The following is a 15,407-nucleotide window of genomic DNA, read 5'->3' as shown; positions in this document are numbered from 1 at the left end:
CGCAGCGGCCTCGGCCACCGTCCCCCGGCTGGGTGGGCCGAGGGTCCTCCGGACGCAGGCGGCTGCCGCTCCGGATCGCAGGAGGATCGCAACGGCCGCGCGGGCGCGCGACCCGCACGCCGCATCGCACGCCGCATCGCACGCCGCATCGCGCAGCGCGGTGCTGGTGCTCGTCGTCTGCGCCCTCGCCCGGACGGAGCTCACCGTCGTAGAGACGGCGTCCGGCGCCGTGGCCGCCCTCTCCCGGGCCAGCGTGCTGGTGTTGCTCGGGGCGGCGGTGGTCTGCCGGCTGGTGTCCCCGGACGGGCTGGACCGGATCGGCTCCTGCATGGCCCTCACGGTCGGCGACGACGTCCTCGTGCACCTGGCCACGGTGCTGCGCGGGCGGGTACGGGCCGACGGCGCCGTCGTGAGCCGGCTCGGCGGCGACGAGCTCGCCGTCCTCCTGCGCGGCCGCCCGGCCGAGGTGGCCGTACGCCGGGCCGGGCAGCTGCTGCACGCCGTGCGGTCGACCCCTCGCCGCTGGCGGACGGCACGCTCCTGTCGCTGTCGATCAGCGTCGCTGTGGCGCACGTGCCCGGCTCCGCCGCCGACCTGCGCGGTCTCCACGCAGCGCGGACGCGGCGCTCTACGACGCCGAGCGGGCCGGCCGCGGCCGCGCGGGCGTGGCCTGACCGGCGCGGACGTCGCCGGGGCGGGTGACGCCGCCCCGGGACCGATGGACGGGTGCACCGACCCCGGCAGAGCCGTCGGGTAGTCTGGTGCCGCACTCGTCCGGGTGGCGGAATGGCAGACGCGCTAGCTTGAGGTGCTAGTGCCCGTAAAGGGCGTGGGGGTTCAAGTCCCCCCTCGGACACAACTCACCCCAGGAACCTCCCAGGCCAACGGCCCGCAGCGTTTCCGTGTCCTGGCCCGACTGGACCGGTGACACCCACCGCCAACCAGCAGGGCATCCTCGTTGAGAGGGACCCGGCGACCGCGGCCGCCTTCATGGGCGTCATCGTGAAGACGGTGCAGTCCCTCGGCGAACCAGACTGACCCCCGCGCCCGGTGCTTGGCCTGCCCGCACGGCTGGGTGGCGGCGGTACGACGAGACTGGCCTGAAGCCTCCCTCGACTCCGAGAGCCGCACGGATAGCGTGCATGACGCAGGCAATCCGTCGGGGAGGTGTGCGATGGCCTGTTCCACGCAGGCGGCCGGATGAGCGAGTCCCCGCCGCTCCAGTCCCTCATCCCACCGGTGCCGCTGCCGGCGAGCAGAAGCCGGCTGGCCCGGCTCGGTGAGCGGCTCGCCGCGGGGACGCTGGCACCCGGCGATGAGGAGTTGTACCTCGCGTTCCTCGACGCCTATGACAGGGTCCAGGTCGACCTCGTGAGGGCACTGCGGGCCGTCGACTGGCGGGAGCATGTGTCGCCGCCGCTGGACATCGTCGGGCGTACAAAGACCCGGGACACGCTGCTGGAGAAGCTCCGCCGCAGCCCCGAGGTAAAGCTGCCCTACATCCGCGACGTCGCTGGCGTGCGCATCGTCGGTGACATGACGCTGACTAATCAGCGCCTCGTCACGGCGCTGCTGATCCGGGTGTTCGGCGGCCGCATCATCGACCGGCTCGCCGAGCCTCAGTCCGGCTACCGGGCGATGCACGCGGCTATCACCTTCGCCGGCCTGCCGGTCGAGATCCAAGTCCGGACCCGGGCGCAACACGTGTGGGCCGAGGTGTTCGAGCGGCTGGCCGACCGCTGGGGCCGTCAGATCCGCTACGGCGGCCCGCCAGACGATCCGCGTGCCCCCGGTGCGCTCGACGACGGCGTGAGCCTTGAGGCACGGGTTGAGCTCGTCGAGCAGCTCCAGGAGCTAAGCATCGGCTGGTTCGACCACCTCGAGCGAACGCTCAACGACGTGGCGGCGGCGGAGGCGGGCGCGACGGACGATGGGCCGATCGGTGAGGCGGTGCGGCGGATGTCGCCGGTCAGGCGGCTGCCGCCGGACGAGGCCGCCAAGCTCCGGGAGCGACTCGCGCGGATCACCGAGCCGGCTCGGCAGGCCCGCCGGGACGTCGAGCAGCAGCTACTCGACCTGATGACCTCGTTGGAAGACGGGCCGCTGGACGGGCCCGGGATGGATACCCTAGAGGGGTCATGACCAGCTTCCTGGTGCAGTACGACCGACGAACCGGCGCCTACGACATCACAGAGTTCGCCGGCGATGAGGCGCGCCACGAGGCGCTCAGCGCCCGGGTCAAGGCCGAGGCGAACCGCAGCAGCTCCGACATCGAGGTCGTCGTGCTCTCCGCCGACTCCCTCGACGAGCTCAAGCGCACGCACGGTCGCTACTTCCGCTCCGCGCCGGAGCTGCTGCGCGACGCAATCGCCCTGGAAGACGCCATCGGAATCAGCGAGGACGTCCGGGTGCACGTCTCGGGTGACTGACCTCGTCCAACTCTCAACGCACGGTTGGGGCTGAGCGGCTCCTCCCCCGACAACCCCACCGCCAGCTTGTCGATGATGGGATCCGGCCCTATCGGCCGATCAAGCCCATGCATGTGCGTATGTAGCGTGTCGCCCCTCGGACACGTACGTCAGCCACAACCATCGGGATCACGGCTTCACCGCCGTCCTCGTCCTGGCGGTAGCTCAGCTTGGTGCCCCGGTTCCGGTAGAGCTTCATCAGGCTTGCTGGTCGTTCGTCTCTGATCGCTTCTCCGACGTCGTCAGGCGCGCCGATCATCGGGTAGACCTCGGCTACGTCCAGTCGGCTCGACGGCGGTGCGGCCGCCACCGCCATGCGCGCCGCCTCCCTCTGTGTGCGCGGCGTCGATGGCTTCCCTGGCCCCTGCCGGGTCGATCCCGGCGACGATCGCGCTCGCGGTGACACCGGGCCATTCCGGGCTGGAGCCGGACTGAAGTGGCGCTGGAGTCGATGGTGTGAGTCTTCGGCCAGCGCGGTCGTCGGAGGCCGCACCGACTGCCAGTGACCCGAGGATCCGTCATGCCCACCACCACCGCCTCCGCCCTCACCTCCGGTGTCGACGCGGGCGAGCGTCGACTCAACGGACCGCAGACCACCGGCCGCGACTATCGCAACCTGTCCGCCGCCGAGTTCCCGATGCGCCGGGACGACGACGTACGCATCACACTGCGCGACGGCACGGTGCTGCTCGCCGACGTCCACCGCCCGGACACCGACCGCCCGGTCCCGGCCTTGATCGCCGCTTCCCCGTATCCGCGGCAGATCCAGGACCTCGGCCTCCCGACCGGGGTCGTGGAGGCGGGCGCGAGCGACTTCTGGGTGCCCCGCGGCTACGCCCACGTGATCGTGAACCTGCGCGGCATGTGCGGCTCGGAAGGCACCTGGACGTTCTTCGACTCCCAGGAGCGGCTCGATCTCCACGACATCGTGGAATGGGTGGCCGCCCAGCCGTGGTGCGACGGGCAGATCGGCATGATCGGCATCAGCTACTACGCGATGACCCAACTGGCCGCGGCGGTCGAGCGGCCCCCGCACCTGAAGGCCGTCTTCCCGCTGCACCTCACGACGTCGATGTACGGCGCCGCCCGGCACAACGGCCTCTACAGCGAGGCCTTCGTCCGGTCGTGGCTGTCGGTGCTGGGAATCGTGAGCCGCGGCAACCGGATCTTCCGCAACCCGTTGCTGCGCCTGCTCCGCCGGGTCCTGCTGCGGCCCGCGGTGCACCGCCGGTTCGCCACGTTCGACGGCGAGGCCGCGCTCACGGGGCTGAAGCTGATCCGCCGTCTCCCGCGCCCCGAGCACCCGTGGAACGACCTGCTGCGCGCCTGCGCGGACGAGCACCCGACCAAGGACGCCTGGTGGGACGACCGCGACCTCGGCCCGCGGCTGTCGCGGGTCGACATCCCGGTCTACCTCGGCTCGGACTGGACCAACGTGCCCCTGCACCTGCCCGGCACGTTCGACGCCTGGGACGGGCTGGTCGACAACCCGAACGTGCGCATGGCCCTGCTCGGTGACCACGGCCTGCCCTGGCCGTGGGAGAGCATGCACGTCGAAGCGCTGGCCTGGTTCGACCAGTGGCTCAAGGGCCGCGACACCGGGATCATGCACGGCCCCCCGATCCGGTACGTGGTGTCGGGCGCCGACGGGTGGCGCACCGCCGAGCACTGGCCACCGAAGTCCGAGCTCACTGAGGTCCGCCTGAGCGCCGACGCCACGTTGGGCTACGACGCCGGAGCGGGTTGCCGCTGCTACGACAGCGCGACCGGACACCTGACGTGGGTCAGCGCCCCGCTGGACGAGGACCTCGACGTGGTCGGGCACGCTGAGCTGGCGCTGACCGCCACCACGACCGCGACCGACACGGGCTGGATCGTGCTGCTCGAGGACGTCGCCCCGGACGGCACCGCCACGTCGATCACGCAGGGGTGGCTGCGGGCCGCGCTGCGCGAGGTCGACGAGCAGGCCAGCGTCCCCGGTCGACCGGTGCTGCCGCTGCGCGACGCGGTACCGGTGCCGCCGGGCGAGCCGGTGGACTACCGGATACCGCTGGTGGCGACCGCGCGCCGGTTCGCTGCCGGGCACCGCATCCGGCTCACCGTCAGCAGCAACGACGCCGGACCCGACAGCCGTCCGATGCTCGGGTTCACCCACACCCCGGTCGGGCCGGCCGCCGTCAACACCGTCCACGCCACCTCGCGGCTGCTGCTGCCGGTCGCGATCTGACCTCGAGCCGTGCCGCCAGCTGGGGACCGGCCGTACGGCCAGCCGTCACCAGACGCCATCGCGTCGTCCAGGAGGCACCATGTGTGACACCGGTCCGTCCGACCGCTCGATCAGTCGGCGTTCGTTGCTGGGCGCGGCGATGGCCGGGACGGGGGTCGTCATCGCCGCCTCGGCGGCTTGTGCCTCTTCGGCCGACCCGCCGGGCTCGAGTACCCCCCTTCGGCCCGTTCTCCCCGTGCGCAGCTCCCAGCCGAAGGACACCGTGCTCACCCTGCTGGGGACGTCCGGGGGTCCGCAGGCGGAGTACGGACGGACCGGCACGTCGACCGTGCTGACGGTCGAGGGACACGACTACGTGGTCGACGCTGGCCGCAGCAGCGTCACCCAGTACCTGAACGCCGGGCTGGAGTTCTCGGCGTTGGCGGGGATGTTCATCACCCACCTGCACGCCGACCACCTCGCGGACTACTACAACTACTTCCTGCTCGAGGGCGGTGAGCCAAACGCCGAGAAGGACAACCTGTCCGGGCCGTTGACCGTCTACGGACCTGGTCCAGCCGGAGGCTTGCCCCCGCAACCGACTCCACCGGTAGCGACCATCGCGCCGGAGAACCCGACCCCGGGGATCAAGGACCTCACCGATCGACTGAATGAAGGCTACGCGTACAGCTACAACGTCTTCATGCGCGATACCGGTATCCGGGACGTCGAGTCCCTGCAGGACATCCACGAGATCGCGGTACCCGACGTCGGTGCTGGCCCGGCGAACACGGCACCGTCGATGGAGCCGTTCACGATCTTCGAGGACGACCGGGTGTCGGTGAGCGCCATCCTCGTTCCCCATGGACCGGTGTTCCCAGCTTTCGCGTTCCGGTTCGACACCGACAAGGGCTCGGTGGCCTTCAGCGGCGACACCAAGCTCTCCGACAACGTCGTGCGGATCGCACAGGGCGCCGACGTCCTCGTGCACGAGGTGATCGACCTCGAATTCATCAAGTTGTTCGGGCATGTGGCGCCCGATCTGCTGCAGCATCTCGAGAACTCCCACACCACGACGAGCCAGGTCGCAAAGGTCGCCCAGTCGGCCGGGGTCGAGCACCTGGTCCTGACCCATCTGGTGCCGTCCAACCCGCGTCTGATCCCTGACCTGGCATGGGAGGTCCAATGCGGCATCGGGTTCAGCGGCAGGGTCCACGTGGGCAACGATCTGGACCGGATCACATGGCCGTTCAGACGTCGCTGACGCCCCATTCCCATCCAGCCGGGAGTAGATCTGCCATGACGAGGATCGACGCACACCAGGTGGCGGACGACGTGTTCGCCTTCACCGGCACCGACGTCAACTGGGTCATCCTCCAGGAAGGCACCGAGGTGACGCTCATCGACGCCGGGTGGAACGGAGACATCCAGGACGTCGAACGCTCGGTGCGGTCACTGGGCAGACGACCGCAGGATCTCCGCGCCGTCCTCCTCACCCACGCCCACGCCGACCACACCGGGGCGCTCAACCACCTGCACGACAACTACGGAGTGCCGTTGTACATGGACGCGGCAGAGGTACCGAACGCGCTGGGCGAGACCACGGAGTCGGGCGGTCCGGTCGACGTGGCCAAACTCCTGTACCGGCCACGAGTGGTTCGCTGGGCGGCGCGGATCACCAGGGCGGGAGCGCTCCGTCACTTCGTCTTCCCCGCTGCCCAGGCGTTTCCGCAACGAGGTGGAGGTGCGCTGGATCTTCCCGGCCGACCGGTCCCGATCGCCACCCACGGCCACACCTCCGGGCACACCAGCTACTTCCTGCCGGAGATCGGAGTGGTGATCAGTGGCGACGCACTGGTCACCGCCCATCCCACGGTCAACGGTGTCGGACCCCGACTACTGCCGGCCTTCTTCTCGCACGACCAGCACAGTGCCATCCGCGCGCTGAGCACTCTCCAGAAGCTCGACGGCGACGTGCTGATCCCTGGCCACGGCCCGACCTGGTACGGCCCGATCAGCGAATCGGCCGATCGGGCCCTCGACCTCGTCATCTCGACGTAGCAATTCGAGACGAGAAGGAGCGGCGACCGTTGGAACCTCTCCCTCGACAACTGCAAGACCTCTCCGAGCAAGCGAAGAAGACCGAGGACGTGGTAGCCGCTGCCCGAGAGGGGAACCGAGCCAGGCTCGAGGCCCATCGCCAACAGTTGCACGACACGTGGACCGCCGCGGTCAACAGGACCAGGCAACAGGTCGATGCGGACGACGCCGCCCTGCACCTCCGGTGGTCGCTGATGCGTGAGCGGATCAAGGGCCACTTCGTCGAGCTGCAGCAGAGGTCCGAGCGGTGGCGCGGCGATCCCGATGTGACGAAGGCCGAGCGGCGCGCGGACCAGGCCGAGCGCGATGCGGCCGAGGCCGTCGACTTCGCCGTCATCGCCCTCGACGGCGCCCTGGAAGCGGTCGTCGCCGCCGTCCTGGCCAGGGCCGATGCGGACGAGCTCGCGATGTCGAGTCGTCGAGCCGGGCCGGCGCAGCCGCCGACCGCCACCTGCGCCTGGCCGCTGCGTCGACGCCAGGACGTCCCGCCACCGCGTTGACGAGACGGGCGGGAGCGCCCGCGACGACGAGTGCCCGGTGGTGCCGATGCTCTGGATAGCGTGCTGCTCGTGTTGGTCCGCGACCTGGGCAGCATGGCGGTCGAGGCGGCTGGAGCCGAGATCGTAGCACCCGGGAGGAAGGCAGGCGCGATCCTGGCCGTGCTGACCATCCACCAGGGCCGCCGGGTCTCGTCGAGCACGCTGATCGACGCCCTCTGGGGAGACCAGGTCACTGCGGGGACGACGTCGACCCTGGAGTCGCACGTGTGGCGGCTGCGCCAGCTGCTCGAGCCGCGGCGCGGGCGGCGGGAGCCGTCGAAGATGCTCATCAACGACGCGGGCGGGTATCGGCTGCTCGTCAGCCCCGACCAGATCGACTCCGCCCAGTTGGAGCGGATGGTCGACAACGCTCGAGGCCGACTCGCAGCGGGTGCAGCGGACATCGCGATCGAGCTGGTCGACACGGCGCTGGAGCTGTGGCGTGGCCGGCCCTACACACCCTTCTCCGACGAACAGTGGGCGGTTGCCGCCGTCGCTCGCCTGGAGGAATCGCTCCAGCAAGCCCGCGAGCTCCGCCTCGACGCGCTGGTGGAGCTCGGGCGTACCGCAGAGGCGCTCGCCGACTCCGAGAGCTTGATCGCGGAGCCCGGGTTCAGAGAACACACGCGCGCCCAGCGCATGCTCGCACTACACCGAGCTGGTCGCAGCGACGAGGCGCTGCAGACCTTCCAGGAATTCCGACGTCAGCTGAGCGGCGAACTCGGCTTGGAGCCGGGCGTCGAACTGGTCTCGTTGCAACGTCGAATCCTGGACCAGGACGCGACGCTTCTCGCGCCACGTGAGCCGATCGGCGTCGCGAGCGCGCCGCAGGCCGCCACGATCCACCTCCCGGGCCGCCCGTCCGCATTGATCGGGCGAGAGTCCGAGCTCCACGACCTTCTAGCGCTGGTGACCTCCGGTGCCGCGGTCACCGTCACCGGTCCAGCAGGCTGCGGCAAGACCAGGCTGGCGATCGACGTTGCTCGTGACCTCGCGCCGCGCTTTCCCGAGGGCGTGTGGTTCGTGGATCTCGCCGCCGTCGACACGGCGATCCACGTCCCCGAGATGATCATGACGATCCTCGGGTTCGGCTCCGGCATCACCGGGACGCCGCTCGAGGCGCTGGCCGGATACCTGCAGCGCCGACGCATCCTGCTCGTCCTGGACAACTGTGAACACCTGTTGCCAGAACTGACCCCCGCCGTGGAGACCCTGCTGGGGAGCGCCACCTGTTGGTCCTCGGTGCTCGCGACCAGTCGCGAGCCCTTGCAGGTCGATGGTGAGACGGTATGGCCTCTGCAGCCGCTCGCGCTGCCAGATCCCGACGGCAGGACGGACCGGCCGCCGACCGCGGCGGTCGAGCTGTTCCTGGCCCGGGCGGTCGCCGCCGATTCCTCGTTGACCATCGAAGGGAACGACCTCCGCACGGTCGAGACCATCTGCACCGGTCTCGACGGTCTGCCGCTGGCCATCGAGCTGGCAGCCGCCCGTGTGCGCACCTATTCGTTGGACGAGATCTCCGAGCAGGTCGCTCGCAACCCGGTGACGCTGTCCCGCCTCGGCAGGTCCAGCCGCCATGATCATCACCGGTCGGTGGGCGAGGCCATCGAGTGGAGTGTCCAGCTCCTCGGTCCGACCGAGCGCCGCGTGCACGAAGAGCTCTCCGTCCTTCCGGGACGGTTCACGGCCCGCGCTGCTCGGGCCGTCACCGAGGTCGTGCCGGACGACGAACAGCGCCTTCTCGACGTCGACGAGCTGCTGCCCATGTTGGTCAACCGCTCGCTCCTCGTCCGCGAACAGCCCACCCGCAAGGGCGGGCGGTCGACCTTCCGGCAGTTGGCGACCGTGCGCGCCCACGCCGCTCACCTCCTGGACGACCGAACCGAAGACCTGCTCGACCGCCGCGACTCGTGGGTCCTCGGCCAGATCAACGCCCTACCCCGCTTCGCGCAGCTCGCGATGACGGCGCGCTACGACGACCTCGAGGACGACTACGCCGCCATCCGCGCGTCCCTGCAACGAACGCTGGTCGAGCGGCGAGACCCGGCCGCCGCCGTCGCCCCAGCTCGGTTGGCCCTGTACTGGTACTTCCGAGAGGAGCTGCTCGAGGGCACACGGTGGCTCGAGTCGGCCGCGGATCTCACCGCGGATCCACGCGCGTCCGACGGCTCGAGGGTGCTGAGCCACCTGGCGTGCGCTGTCGTGCTGCTCTTCCAGGCACGGCCCGATCTGGCGTGCAGCCACGTCGATGCGTCGGTGCCCCTTCTCGCCGGACTGGACGGACCGGATCTGCTCGCCGCGGGTGACCTGCTTCCTTGGCTGGCGGTGACGGCCGCGGTGGCCGAGCAGTCCGAGACGGCACGGGCGATCCTCGAGCGCACCAGGACGGTCATCGAACGGACCGGAGACGACTACCACCAGGCGCACGCTCGAGCCGCTCGCTGCCTGGTCTCAGCCCTGCTTCCAGGCCAGACCTCCCAGCTCGACCTGGCCACGGAGGCCCGCGACGCCTACGCGCGGGGGATGGACGTCGAACACCTGATGGCGGCGTGGATGTCCTCGAACGCGCTGGCCCTCACCGCCCTGCGAACGGCGTCCCCTGACGAAGGCCTGGTCTGGGCACGGCGCGCCATCGACCTGTCCATGCGCCTCGGCGCCCGGCGCGGCGGCACCTGGCTCGAGCTCATCGCTGACCTGATGACCATGGCTCGACGGCACCATCGAGCTGTTCAGCTCTTCTCCGCAGCGTCCGCGGCCAGCAGTCGCGCGGGAACCCGATTCCCCCGCCTGCCGATCTCACGGGACCTGTATGCCGACGTTCGAGGAGCGCTCAGCCGAAGTGATTTCGACGGTGCGTGGGGCGCTGGCCAATCACTCACCCTGGAGCAGATCGTCGCAGACGACGCCGACTGAGACCTACGGACAGGTCATGCTCAGGCGGAGGCCGGCTCCTCGGCGTTCATGTCGAGCGCCGTGCCTGTGCGCCACGGCTCCGGGTCGGTGAGGAACGTCGAGTCGCCCGAGGGATCCTGCTCTTGCAGCCAGCGCGTCAGCGCCCCGCGCGTGGTCGGCGAGGACAGGCCGACGGTCTGGAAGATGGCCTCGCGGGTCAGGCTCTCCGACAGTGGGACGCCGTCGTTGACGATGGCTTTCTGCGCGGCAACCGTGGCGCGCGGCCGCCGGGCGTAGCGGGCGGCGAGAGCCTGGGCGCGAGCGACGACGTCGCCGTCGACGACGTGGTTGACCAGACCCAGCGCCTGAGCGTCGGCGGCGGTGATCGCGCGCGCCTCGAGCATGAGTTCCAGGGCCCGGGACGGTCCGATCAGCGTCGCCAGGCGCTGGCCGCCGAACGTGGTGGTCAACCCGATCGTCAGCTCGGGGAGCAGAAAGCGTGCATCGGGTGTCGCCAGGCGCATGTCGAAGAACGTCGACAACTCCAGCCCGCCACCGCCGCACGGCCCGTCGACCGCGGCGATCCACACGGCCGGCGACGACAGGATGGCCTTGCACGCGGCCTGGAAGCGGGCCAGGAGCGCCAGCGAGGACACGGGCGACCGCTCCAGGAGCCGACGCGCCGGCGCACCACCGGCCGCCGAGATCGCCTTGACCGTGCGCACCGTCATCGACGCCACTGGACGAGGCAACGCCGCCGAGAGGGTCTCGGCGCTGTGCAGGAGGTCCGCGATGGCGAAGTGGGTGATGTAGCGACCGGGCACACCGCCGGTGACGATCACGGCACCCACACTGCCGTCGGTTTCCACCGCAGCGACCAGCCGCACGAAGTCGTCCTGCATCGCCGCAGTCATGTAGTTGAACGGTGGCGCCTCGACGCCCACGGTCAGTACCCGCCCGTCCTGCTCGCACCTCAACGTCGCGAGATCCAGATCTGCTGCTCGCATCGTCGGAACACCCCCATCCTCCGTGGATCAGTCGGTTGTGGTCGAGGAGGTCCGCGGTTGGATCTCCGTCGAGACATGTCGGGTCAGGAACTCGATCCGGTCGTCGATGACCTGTTCGAAGGCTTGTCCGCAGTAGATGTCGAAGTGGCCGGTCGGGTAGCGACGAATCTCCGCGCGTGGGGCGCGGCGCGCATGGCGGATCGTGGTGCGCGCCGGGGCCACGGTGTCGTCGTCACAAACGGTGAAGAGCACCGGGCAGCTGATACCGGCGGTGTAGCGGCCTGGACGGTGACAGATGCTCGAGAGACCGACACGTGCGGCAACCTCGTTGCGGAACCCGTGGGGCTGGTCGGGAACCAGCGCGAGGTGTCCGGACTCGGCGTCGGGCGCGGTCATCAGGGCCACCGAGCCGGGTGGCCCCGCGGTGGCCACCATGATCGGTCGCCTACCGCGACGGGCCGCGACCCGGTCACGGACCGAGCGCCGGACGACGGTCCAGGCGGAACGAGGACGGGTGGCCAGGGCCGAGGCGAGCCCGTCGGTGAACGGGCATCGGGTGATGACGGCGTCTACGCCTGGTCGCGCGTCGTCGCGAGCGGCCGCGAGGAGGACGTGTCCGCCGCCGAACGAGGTCCCCCACAAGACGACGCGGGTGGGGTCGAGGTGAGCATGGCCTCGTACGTACCGCAATGCCGCTGCCACGTCGGCGAGCTGGCGATCGATGTCCAGCAGCTGGCGCATTCCGCCCATGCCGTGCGCCAGCACCACCACCGGCGCCGCGGTCCCGGTGTCATCCGGCCTGTAGAGCGAGGCGGCGCAGCAACCGTCGCCGGTGTCGAATCGGACGTCCTCACGCGGTGGAGCCGTCTGACGTCCAGACATGGCGATCTCCGCACGCGGCTGGCAAGTGGGCACGGCGACTCCTCGTCGTCTGTGCGGTCCACACTGGTGGTGACCGCGACGGGACGACGGTCGCGCTGGACGCTCCAGCGATGCTCCAGCGGTCCTCCAGGCTCGCAGTCAACGCCTTGTCGAACTGCGCGGCGGCGAGGTCCTCGACCGCGACGGTTCCGACGAGCGGGCCGTCGTCTCGCAGGAAGAGCTGGTACTTCCGCCTGCCGGTGTCGCGCAGGGTGAGCCGCATGTTCGGCCAGATGGCGGCGTGCCGTTCCCACACGGTCGTCGCGCCGCGCTCGGCCTGGCGCAGCCAGGACGGGACGGTCGTCTGCAGCAGCAGCCGGAAGGCGACGTCGGCGTGGCCGGTGTCGACCAGGACCGGCAGCAGCATCGGGGGGGAGAGGAACCCGGTGGCCAGGTGGTCGCCGGCCTGCTCGATCAGCTCGACGAGCCGGGCCGCGGCCGGCGGGCGATCCGCCAGGTCGAGCAGGTCGGAGGCGAGGGCGCAGACGTAGTCGTCCTGCCGGTCGGTGCCCATGCGCCCGTCGGGACGGACGAACGCTGGCCGCCAGGCCCTGCGGACGTTGCCCGCGAGCTCGCCGTAGCGACGCGCGTCGGCGTGCAGGCCGAGCACCGCGGCGGCCTCGGCGAGGACCCGTGTGGAGTGCGCGTAGTAGGCGGTGGCGACGACGGCGCCGTGCAGGGTGCCCTCCAGCGCGTTGCGGGGGGAGTGCTCGCCGGGTCGCAGCCACTCCCCCAGTGGAAGCCGCTGTCGAGCACGTAGCGCTCCAGCCCGCCGACGCGCCGGCGGGAGAAGCGGCGCGGCAGGCCGCGGCGGGTGCGCGCCCGCCGCTCCATGTGATCGACCCAGGCGCGCATGCTGTCGTACTGCCGCTCGAGCACAGTGCGGTCGCCACAGGCCCGGTACAGCGTCCACGGGACGAGGACGGCGGCGTCGCCCCAGCCGACCGAGTTGGTCAGCGTGCGGCCCAGCGCCCAGGTGAGCCGTCCGGTCGAGGACGTCGACGCCTCGGAGGGGACGAACGGCGGCACCCGCCCGTCGTCCTGTTGCTCGATGGCGAGGTTGCGCAGGTAGCGGCGCAGGAAGACCTGGGCGTCGACCAGGCCGGCGGCGGTGGGCGCGAAGACCTGGATGTCGCCGGTCCAGCCGGACCGCTCGGGGGTCGGGCAGTCGGTCGGGTTGTCGGTGAAGTTGGCGCGGGTGCTCCACAGGACGTTGCGCCACAGCCGGGTCAGCCGCTCGTCCGAGCAGGCGAACGTGCCGGCCTGGCCGAACCGGGACGACAGGACGACGAACCCGACGTCGGCGGGCGCCAGGTCCCTCTCGAAGCCGTCGATCTCGACTAGCGGAAGCCGTGGATGGTGAACCACGGCTGCCACCAGGTGTCGCCGCCGTCGAGCACGACCTCGTCGCGCTGGCTCCACCCGACGTCGCGGCCCTCTTGGACGTAGGTGGTGTCCAGCTCCCCATCGGGGTGAGCACCTCGCTGTGGGTCAGCGCCACCGTGGTCCCGGCGCTGCCACTCAGCCGGATGCGGACGACGCCGGCGGCGTTCTGCCCGAAGTCGACCAGCTGCTTCCCCGAGGGGGCGCGCCACACCCGCGCAGCCGGCCGTCGCTCGACCTCACCGAGGGGGGACCTCCTCGGCGAATTGATCCAGATCGTCATGAACTGGGACGACGACCACCTGCATGCGTCCACCGTCGGCCGCCGAGACTACGGCGATCCCTCCCACACGGCAGATTCCGGCGACGAGGATCGGCTGCGGCTGAGCGCGGCCTTCGCCGCCTCCGACACGATCACCCATCGCTACTACTTCGGGGGCTGCTGGGACCACACGGTGCGGTGCGAGAAGGTGCTCGATCCCCCATGGGCGCGGCGGCCCCCGTCTGCGTCATCGGCCGGGGCGACGCGCCCGTCGAGGACTGGACCGGCGGCCCCGCCTCCGTTCCGCTCGACCTCGAGAACATCAATCGACAGCTGACCCGGTACGGGGGCGGGCCGTGATGGACGACGTCCCCGCCGACGGCCTCGCCGCGATCCGGTCCGCCGCGTCCGTCACGGATCTGCACCGACTGCTGGTGAGGTCGGGGCTGGGCGGGAGCAGCAACCGGCACCAGGAGGTGGTCGAGCTGTTCGTTCTCCACCACCACGAGGATCCGGCAGGCGCCGTCGACACCGCCGTGTTGCTGTGTATCGAATGGCGGTGGAGCCGGTGCACGGCGAAGCTCATCGTCGACATCTGCGCCGCCGGCAGCCTCGACGACGGGCTCGATGCGCTCGCGGACCGGCTGCGATGGGCGGCACCGTCGGACACCTGCTGCGCCGGAAGCGGACCACCCCCGAGCGCTGCGCAGAAGGGCCGCGTCACTCGATTCTCGGCACGGCCCAGCCGTTCTCGCGGGCGCCCTCGACGCCGCGGACTCGCTGACCCACGCCGACCTCCGAGCCGCAATTGACCTCGGCCTGGGCAGCGGCCGCGCACAGGTCCGCAAAGTGGCGCTCCAGGTGATGGCCGACCGAAGCGACTCCGCCGAGGCTCTCCGCCTGGCCCGGACCGATCCGGATGCGGCGATCCGCCGCTGGGCGCCGACTCCAGCGACCCTTGGTCGCTGACCCGAGTGGCCCGCCACAGGTCCCGGACGGAACGCCAGGTCGGCGAGGCTTGGTCGGTCGCGGCTCAACCCAGGCCGTTGCGGCAGAGCGGCGTCCCACTGGTGCAGATCCTCGGCGACGCTGGCTAGCGACTGGTGGTAGGTCCGCGCCCAGTTCCTGGCCACGTGGTCGAGCTGGGCGAACACCAGGACGCGGTGATCAACCCGCGCACATCAGGATCGACCGCGCGTCGCCCTGACAAGCGACCCGTCAACGGTTCCGAGCCAGCACAAGTGAGGCGCCGCCGGAGCAGCCAGCCCTGGTTCTGCTCAACGTTGTCGGCGTAAACGTAGGCCGGAAACTCGGCGGAAGTCGGACAGGTTGCGGGTGTCGAGGGTGAGGCTGTGGATCAGGGCGGTCGCTGCGATCAGCGCGTCCGGCAGCCGGATACCAGCCTCGCGGCGGATACGGCCGGCCTCATCGGCGGTCTGCCGATCGATCGAGTACTCCGTCATCGCACCCAGCAGCCGCCGCACCTGCTCGCTCTCAGACGTACAGTCGCGTCCGCCAAGGTGGTGTACGGCGGGCTCGCGGATGACGGATGAGCCCTCGAACGTGAAGGCGGCCACCGCGTGATCTTCTGGAGACCTCTCACAGTCCTTCAGGAGACAGACGCGATGA

At 70.6% G+C, this 15,407-nt stretch carries 13 protein-coding genes, 1 tRNA gene and 4 pseudogenes; 11 read left to right on the top strand and 7 right to left on the bottom strand.

What is annotated here, in order from left to right; translation table 11 throughout:
* Positions 1 to 160: 160 nt before the first annotated feature.
* The 4 genes from DQ238_RS23745 to DQ238_RS11470 all read left to right on the top strand — a co-directional run bounded on the left by DQ238_RS23745 (position 161) and on the right by DQ238_RS11470 (position 2,429).
* Positions 161 to 757 carry a diguanylate cyclase domain-containing protein gene (locus DQ238_RS23745; protein ID WP_233495894.1) on the top strand — a complete coding sequence of 199 codons (597 nt, stop codon included), beginning with the start codon at positions 161 to 163 and terminating at the stop codon, positions 755 to 757.
* Positions 758 to 772: 15 nt separating this feature from the next.
* Positions 773 to 856: transfer RNA gene (locus tag DQ238_RS11480), tRNA-Leu, on the top strand.
* Positions 857 to 1,200: 344 nt separating this feature from the next.
* Positions 1,201 to 2,142 carry a RelA/SpoT domain-containing protein gene (locus DQ238_RS11475; protein ID WP_113781420.1) on the top strand — a complete coding sequence of 314 codons (942 nt, stop codon included), beginning with the start codon at positions 1,201 to 1,203 and terminating at the stop codon, positions 2,140 to 2,142.
* On the top strand, positions 2,139 to 2,429 hold the full coding sequence (locus tag DQ238_RS11470) for a hypothetical protein (protein ID WP_199506295.1): 291 nt from the start codon (positions 2,139 to 2,141) through the stop codon (positions 2,427 to 2,429). The genes DQ238_RS11475 and DQ238_RS11470 overlap by 4 nt, the downstream gene beginning before the upstream one ends.
* Positions 2,430 to 2,517: 88 nt before the next feature.
* Here DQ238_RS11470 and DQ238_RS11465 read toward each other — a convergent pair whose 3' ends face one another.
* Positions 2,518 to 2,784, bottom strand: a complete 267-nt coding sequence (locus DQ238_RS11465) for a hypothetical protein (protein WP_147263058.1) — start codon at positions 2,782 to 2,784, stop codon at positions 2,518 to 2,520.
* A 204-nt stretch (positions 2,785 to 2,988) separates the two neighbouring features.
* Between DQ238_RS11465 and DQ238_RS11460 the strand changes: the two genes are divergently transcribed.
* From DQ238_RS11460 to DQ238_RS11440, 5 genes are all read left to right on the top strand, one after another.
* On the top strand, positions 2,989 to 4,695 hold the full coding sequence (locus tag DQ238_RS11460; RefSeq protein WP_113781418.1) for a CocE/NonD family hydrolase: 1,707 nt from the start codon (positions 2,989 to 2,991) through the stop codon (positions 4,693 to 4,695).
* Positions 4,696 to 4,774: 79 nt separating this feature from the next.
* The gene (locus DQ238_RS11455) at positions 4,775 to 5,938 is read left to right on the top strand and encodes an MBL fold metallo-hydrolase (protein WP_113781417.1); all 1,164 of its coding nucleotides are present in this window, start codon (positions 4,775 to 4,777) and stop codon (positions 5,936 to 5,938) included.
* Positions 5,939 to 6,009: 71 nt separating this feature from the next.
* Positions 6,010 to 6,735, top strand: a complete 726-nt coding sequence (locus DQ238_RS11450; protein ID WP_233495893.1) for an MBL fold metallo-hydrolase — start codon at positions 6,010 to 6,012, stop codon at positions 6,733 to 6,735.
* A 29-nt stretch (positions 6,736 to 6,764) separates the two neighbouring features.
* On the top strand, positions 6,765 to 7,274 hold the full coding sequence (locus DQ238_RS11445; RefSeq protein ID WP_147263057.1) for a hypothetical protein: 510 nt from the start codon (positions 6,765 to 6,767) through the stop codon (positions 7,272 to 7,274).
* Positions 7,275 to 7,334: 60 nt separating this feature from the next.
* Positions 7,335 to 10,226: a BTAD domain-containing putative transcriptional regulator gene (locus tag DQ238_RS11440; protein WP_113781414.1), complete on the top strand. Its 2,892-nt coding sequence runs from the start codon at positions 7,335 to 7,337 to the stop codon at positions 10,224 to 10,226.
* Positions 10,227 to 10,246: 20 nt separating this feature from the next.
* On the opposite strand, the gene DQ238_RS11435 is transcribed toward DQ238_RS11440, so the two are convergent.
* The 5 genes and pseudogenes from DQ238_RS11435 to DQ238_RS24410 all read right to left on the bottom strand — a co-directional run.
* Positions 10,247 to 11,149, bottom strand: coding sequence for an enoyl-CoA hydratase/isomerase family protein (locus DQ238_RS11435; protein WP_158550773.1), 903 nt, complete (start codon positions 11,147 to 11,149; stop codon positions 10,247 to 10,249).
* 90 nt (positions 11,150 to 11,239) lie between these two features.
* Complete coding sequence (locus DQ238_RS11430; RefSeq protein WP_233495892.1) at positions 11,240 to 11,983, bottom strand: alpha/beta hydrolase; 744 nt, start codon at positions 11,981 to 11,983, stop codon at positions 11,240 to 11,242.
* A gap of 79 nt (positions 11,984 to 12,062) precedes the next feature.
* Positions 12,063 to 12,833: pseudogene (locus DQ238_RS24085) on the bottom strand (L-rhamnose mutarotase); the annotation flags it as partial.
* 125 nt (positions 12,834 to 12,958) lie between these two features.
* Positions 12,959 to 13,501 (bottom strand): annotated as a pseudogene (locus DQ238_RS24080) (alpha-L-rhamnosidase); the annotation flags it as partial.
* A gap of 97 nt (positions 13,502 to 13,598) precedes the next feature.
* A pseudogene (locus tag DQ238_RS24410) lies at positions 13,599 to 13,799 on the bottom strand (family 78 glycoside hydrolase catalytic domain); the annotation flags it as partial.
* On the opposite strand from DQ238_RS24410, the pseudogene DQ238_RS24405 reads away from it, so the two are divergent.
* Both DQ238_RS24405 and DQ238_RS23230 read left to right on the top strand, forming a co-directional pair.
* Positions 13,798 to 13,959: pseudogene (locus tag DQ238_RS24405) on the top strand (hypothetical protein); the annotation flags it as partial. The pseudogenes DQ238_RS24410 and DQ238_RS24405 overlap by 2 nt on opposite strands.
* A 41-nt stretch (positions 13,960 to 14,000) precedes the next feature.
* A complete protein-coding gene (locus DQ238_RS23230) occupies positions 14,001 to 14,138 on the top strand; it encodes a hypothetical protein (RefSeq protein ID WP_199506313.1) in 138 nt (45 codons plus the stop codon).
* 917 nt (positions 14,139 to 15,055) lie between these two features.
* On the opposite strand, the gene DQ238_RS11410 is transcribed toward DQ238_RS23230, so the two are convergent.
* Positions 15,056 to 15,407, bottom strand: a 352-nt coding sequence (locus DQ238_RS11410) for a PIN domain-containing protein (RefSeq protein WP_147263055.1), incomplete at its 5' end; no start/stop codon positions are given.

It is taken from the genome of Geodermatophilus sp. TF02-6 (assembly GCF_003319115.1).
Lineage (GTDB): Bacteria > Actinomycetota > Actinomycetes > Mycobacteriales > Geodermatophilaceae > Geodermatophilus.
The sequence above is the reverse complement of the archived record's forward strand: the minus strand, read 5'-3'. Positions and strand labels throughout refer to the sequence as shown.

Bases quoted from the DNA above. Each gene is read 5' to 3' on its own strand.
- DQ238_RS11475 (WP_113781420.1), top strand. From the start codon at position 1,201: ATGAGCGAGTCCCCGCCGCTCCAGTCCCTCATCCCACCGGTGCCGCTG.
- DQ238_RS11470 (WP_199506295.1), top strand. From the start codon at position 2,139: ATGACCAGCTTCCTGGTGCAGTACGACCGACGAACCGGCGCCTACGAC.
- DQ238_RS11465 (WP_147263058.1), bottom strand. From the start codon at position 2,784: ATGGCGGTGGCGGCCGCACCGCCGTCGAGCCGACTGGACGTAGCCGAG.
- DQ238_RS11460 (WP_113781418.1), top strand. From the start codon at position 2,989: ATGCCCACCACCACCGCCTCCGCCCTCACCTCCGGTGTCGACGCGGGC.
- DQ238_RS11455 (WP_113781417.1), top strand. From the start codon at position 4,775: ATGTGTGACACCGGTCCGTCCGACCGCTCGATCAGTCGGCGTTCGTTG.
- DQ238_RS23230 (WP_199506313.1), top strand. From the start codon at position 14,001: ATGGGCGCGGCGGCCCCCGTCTGCGTCATCGGCCGGGGCGACGCGCCC.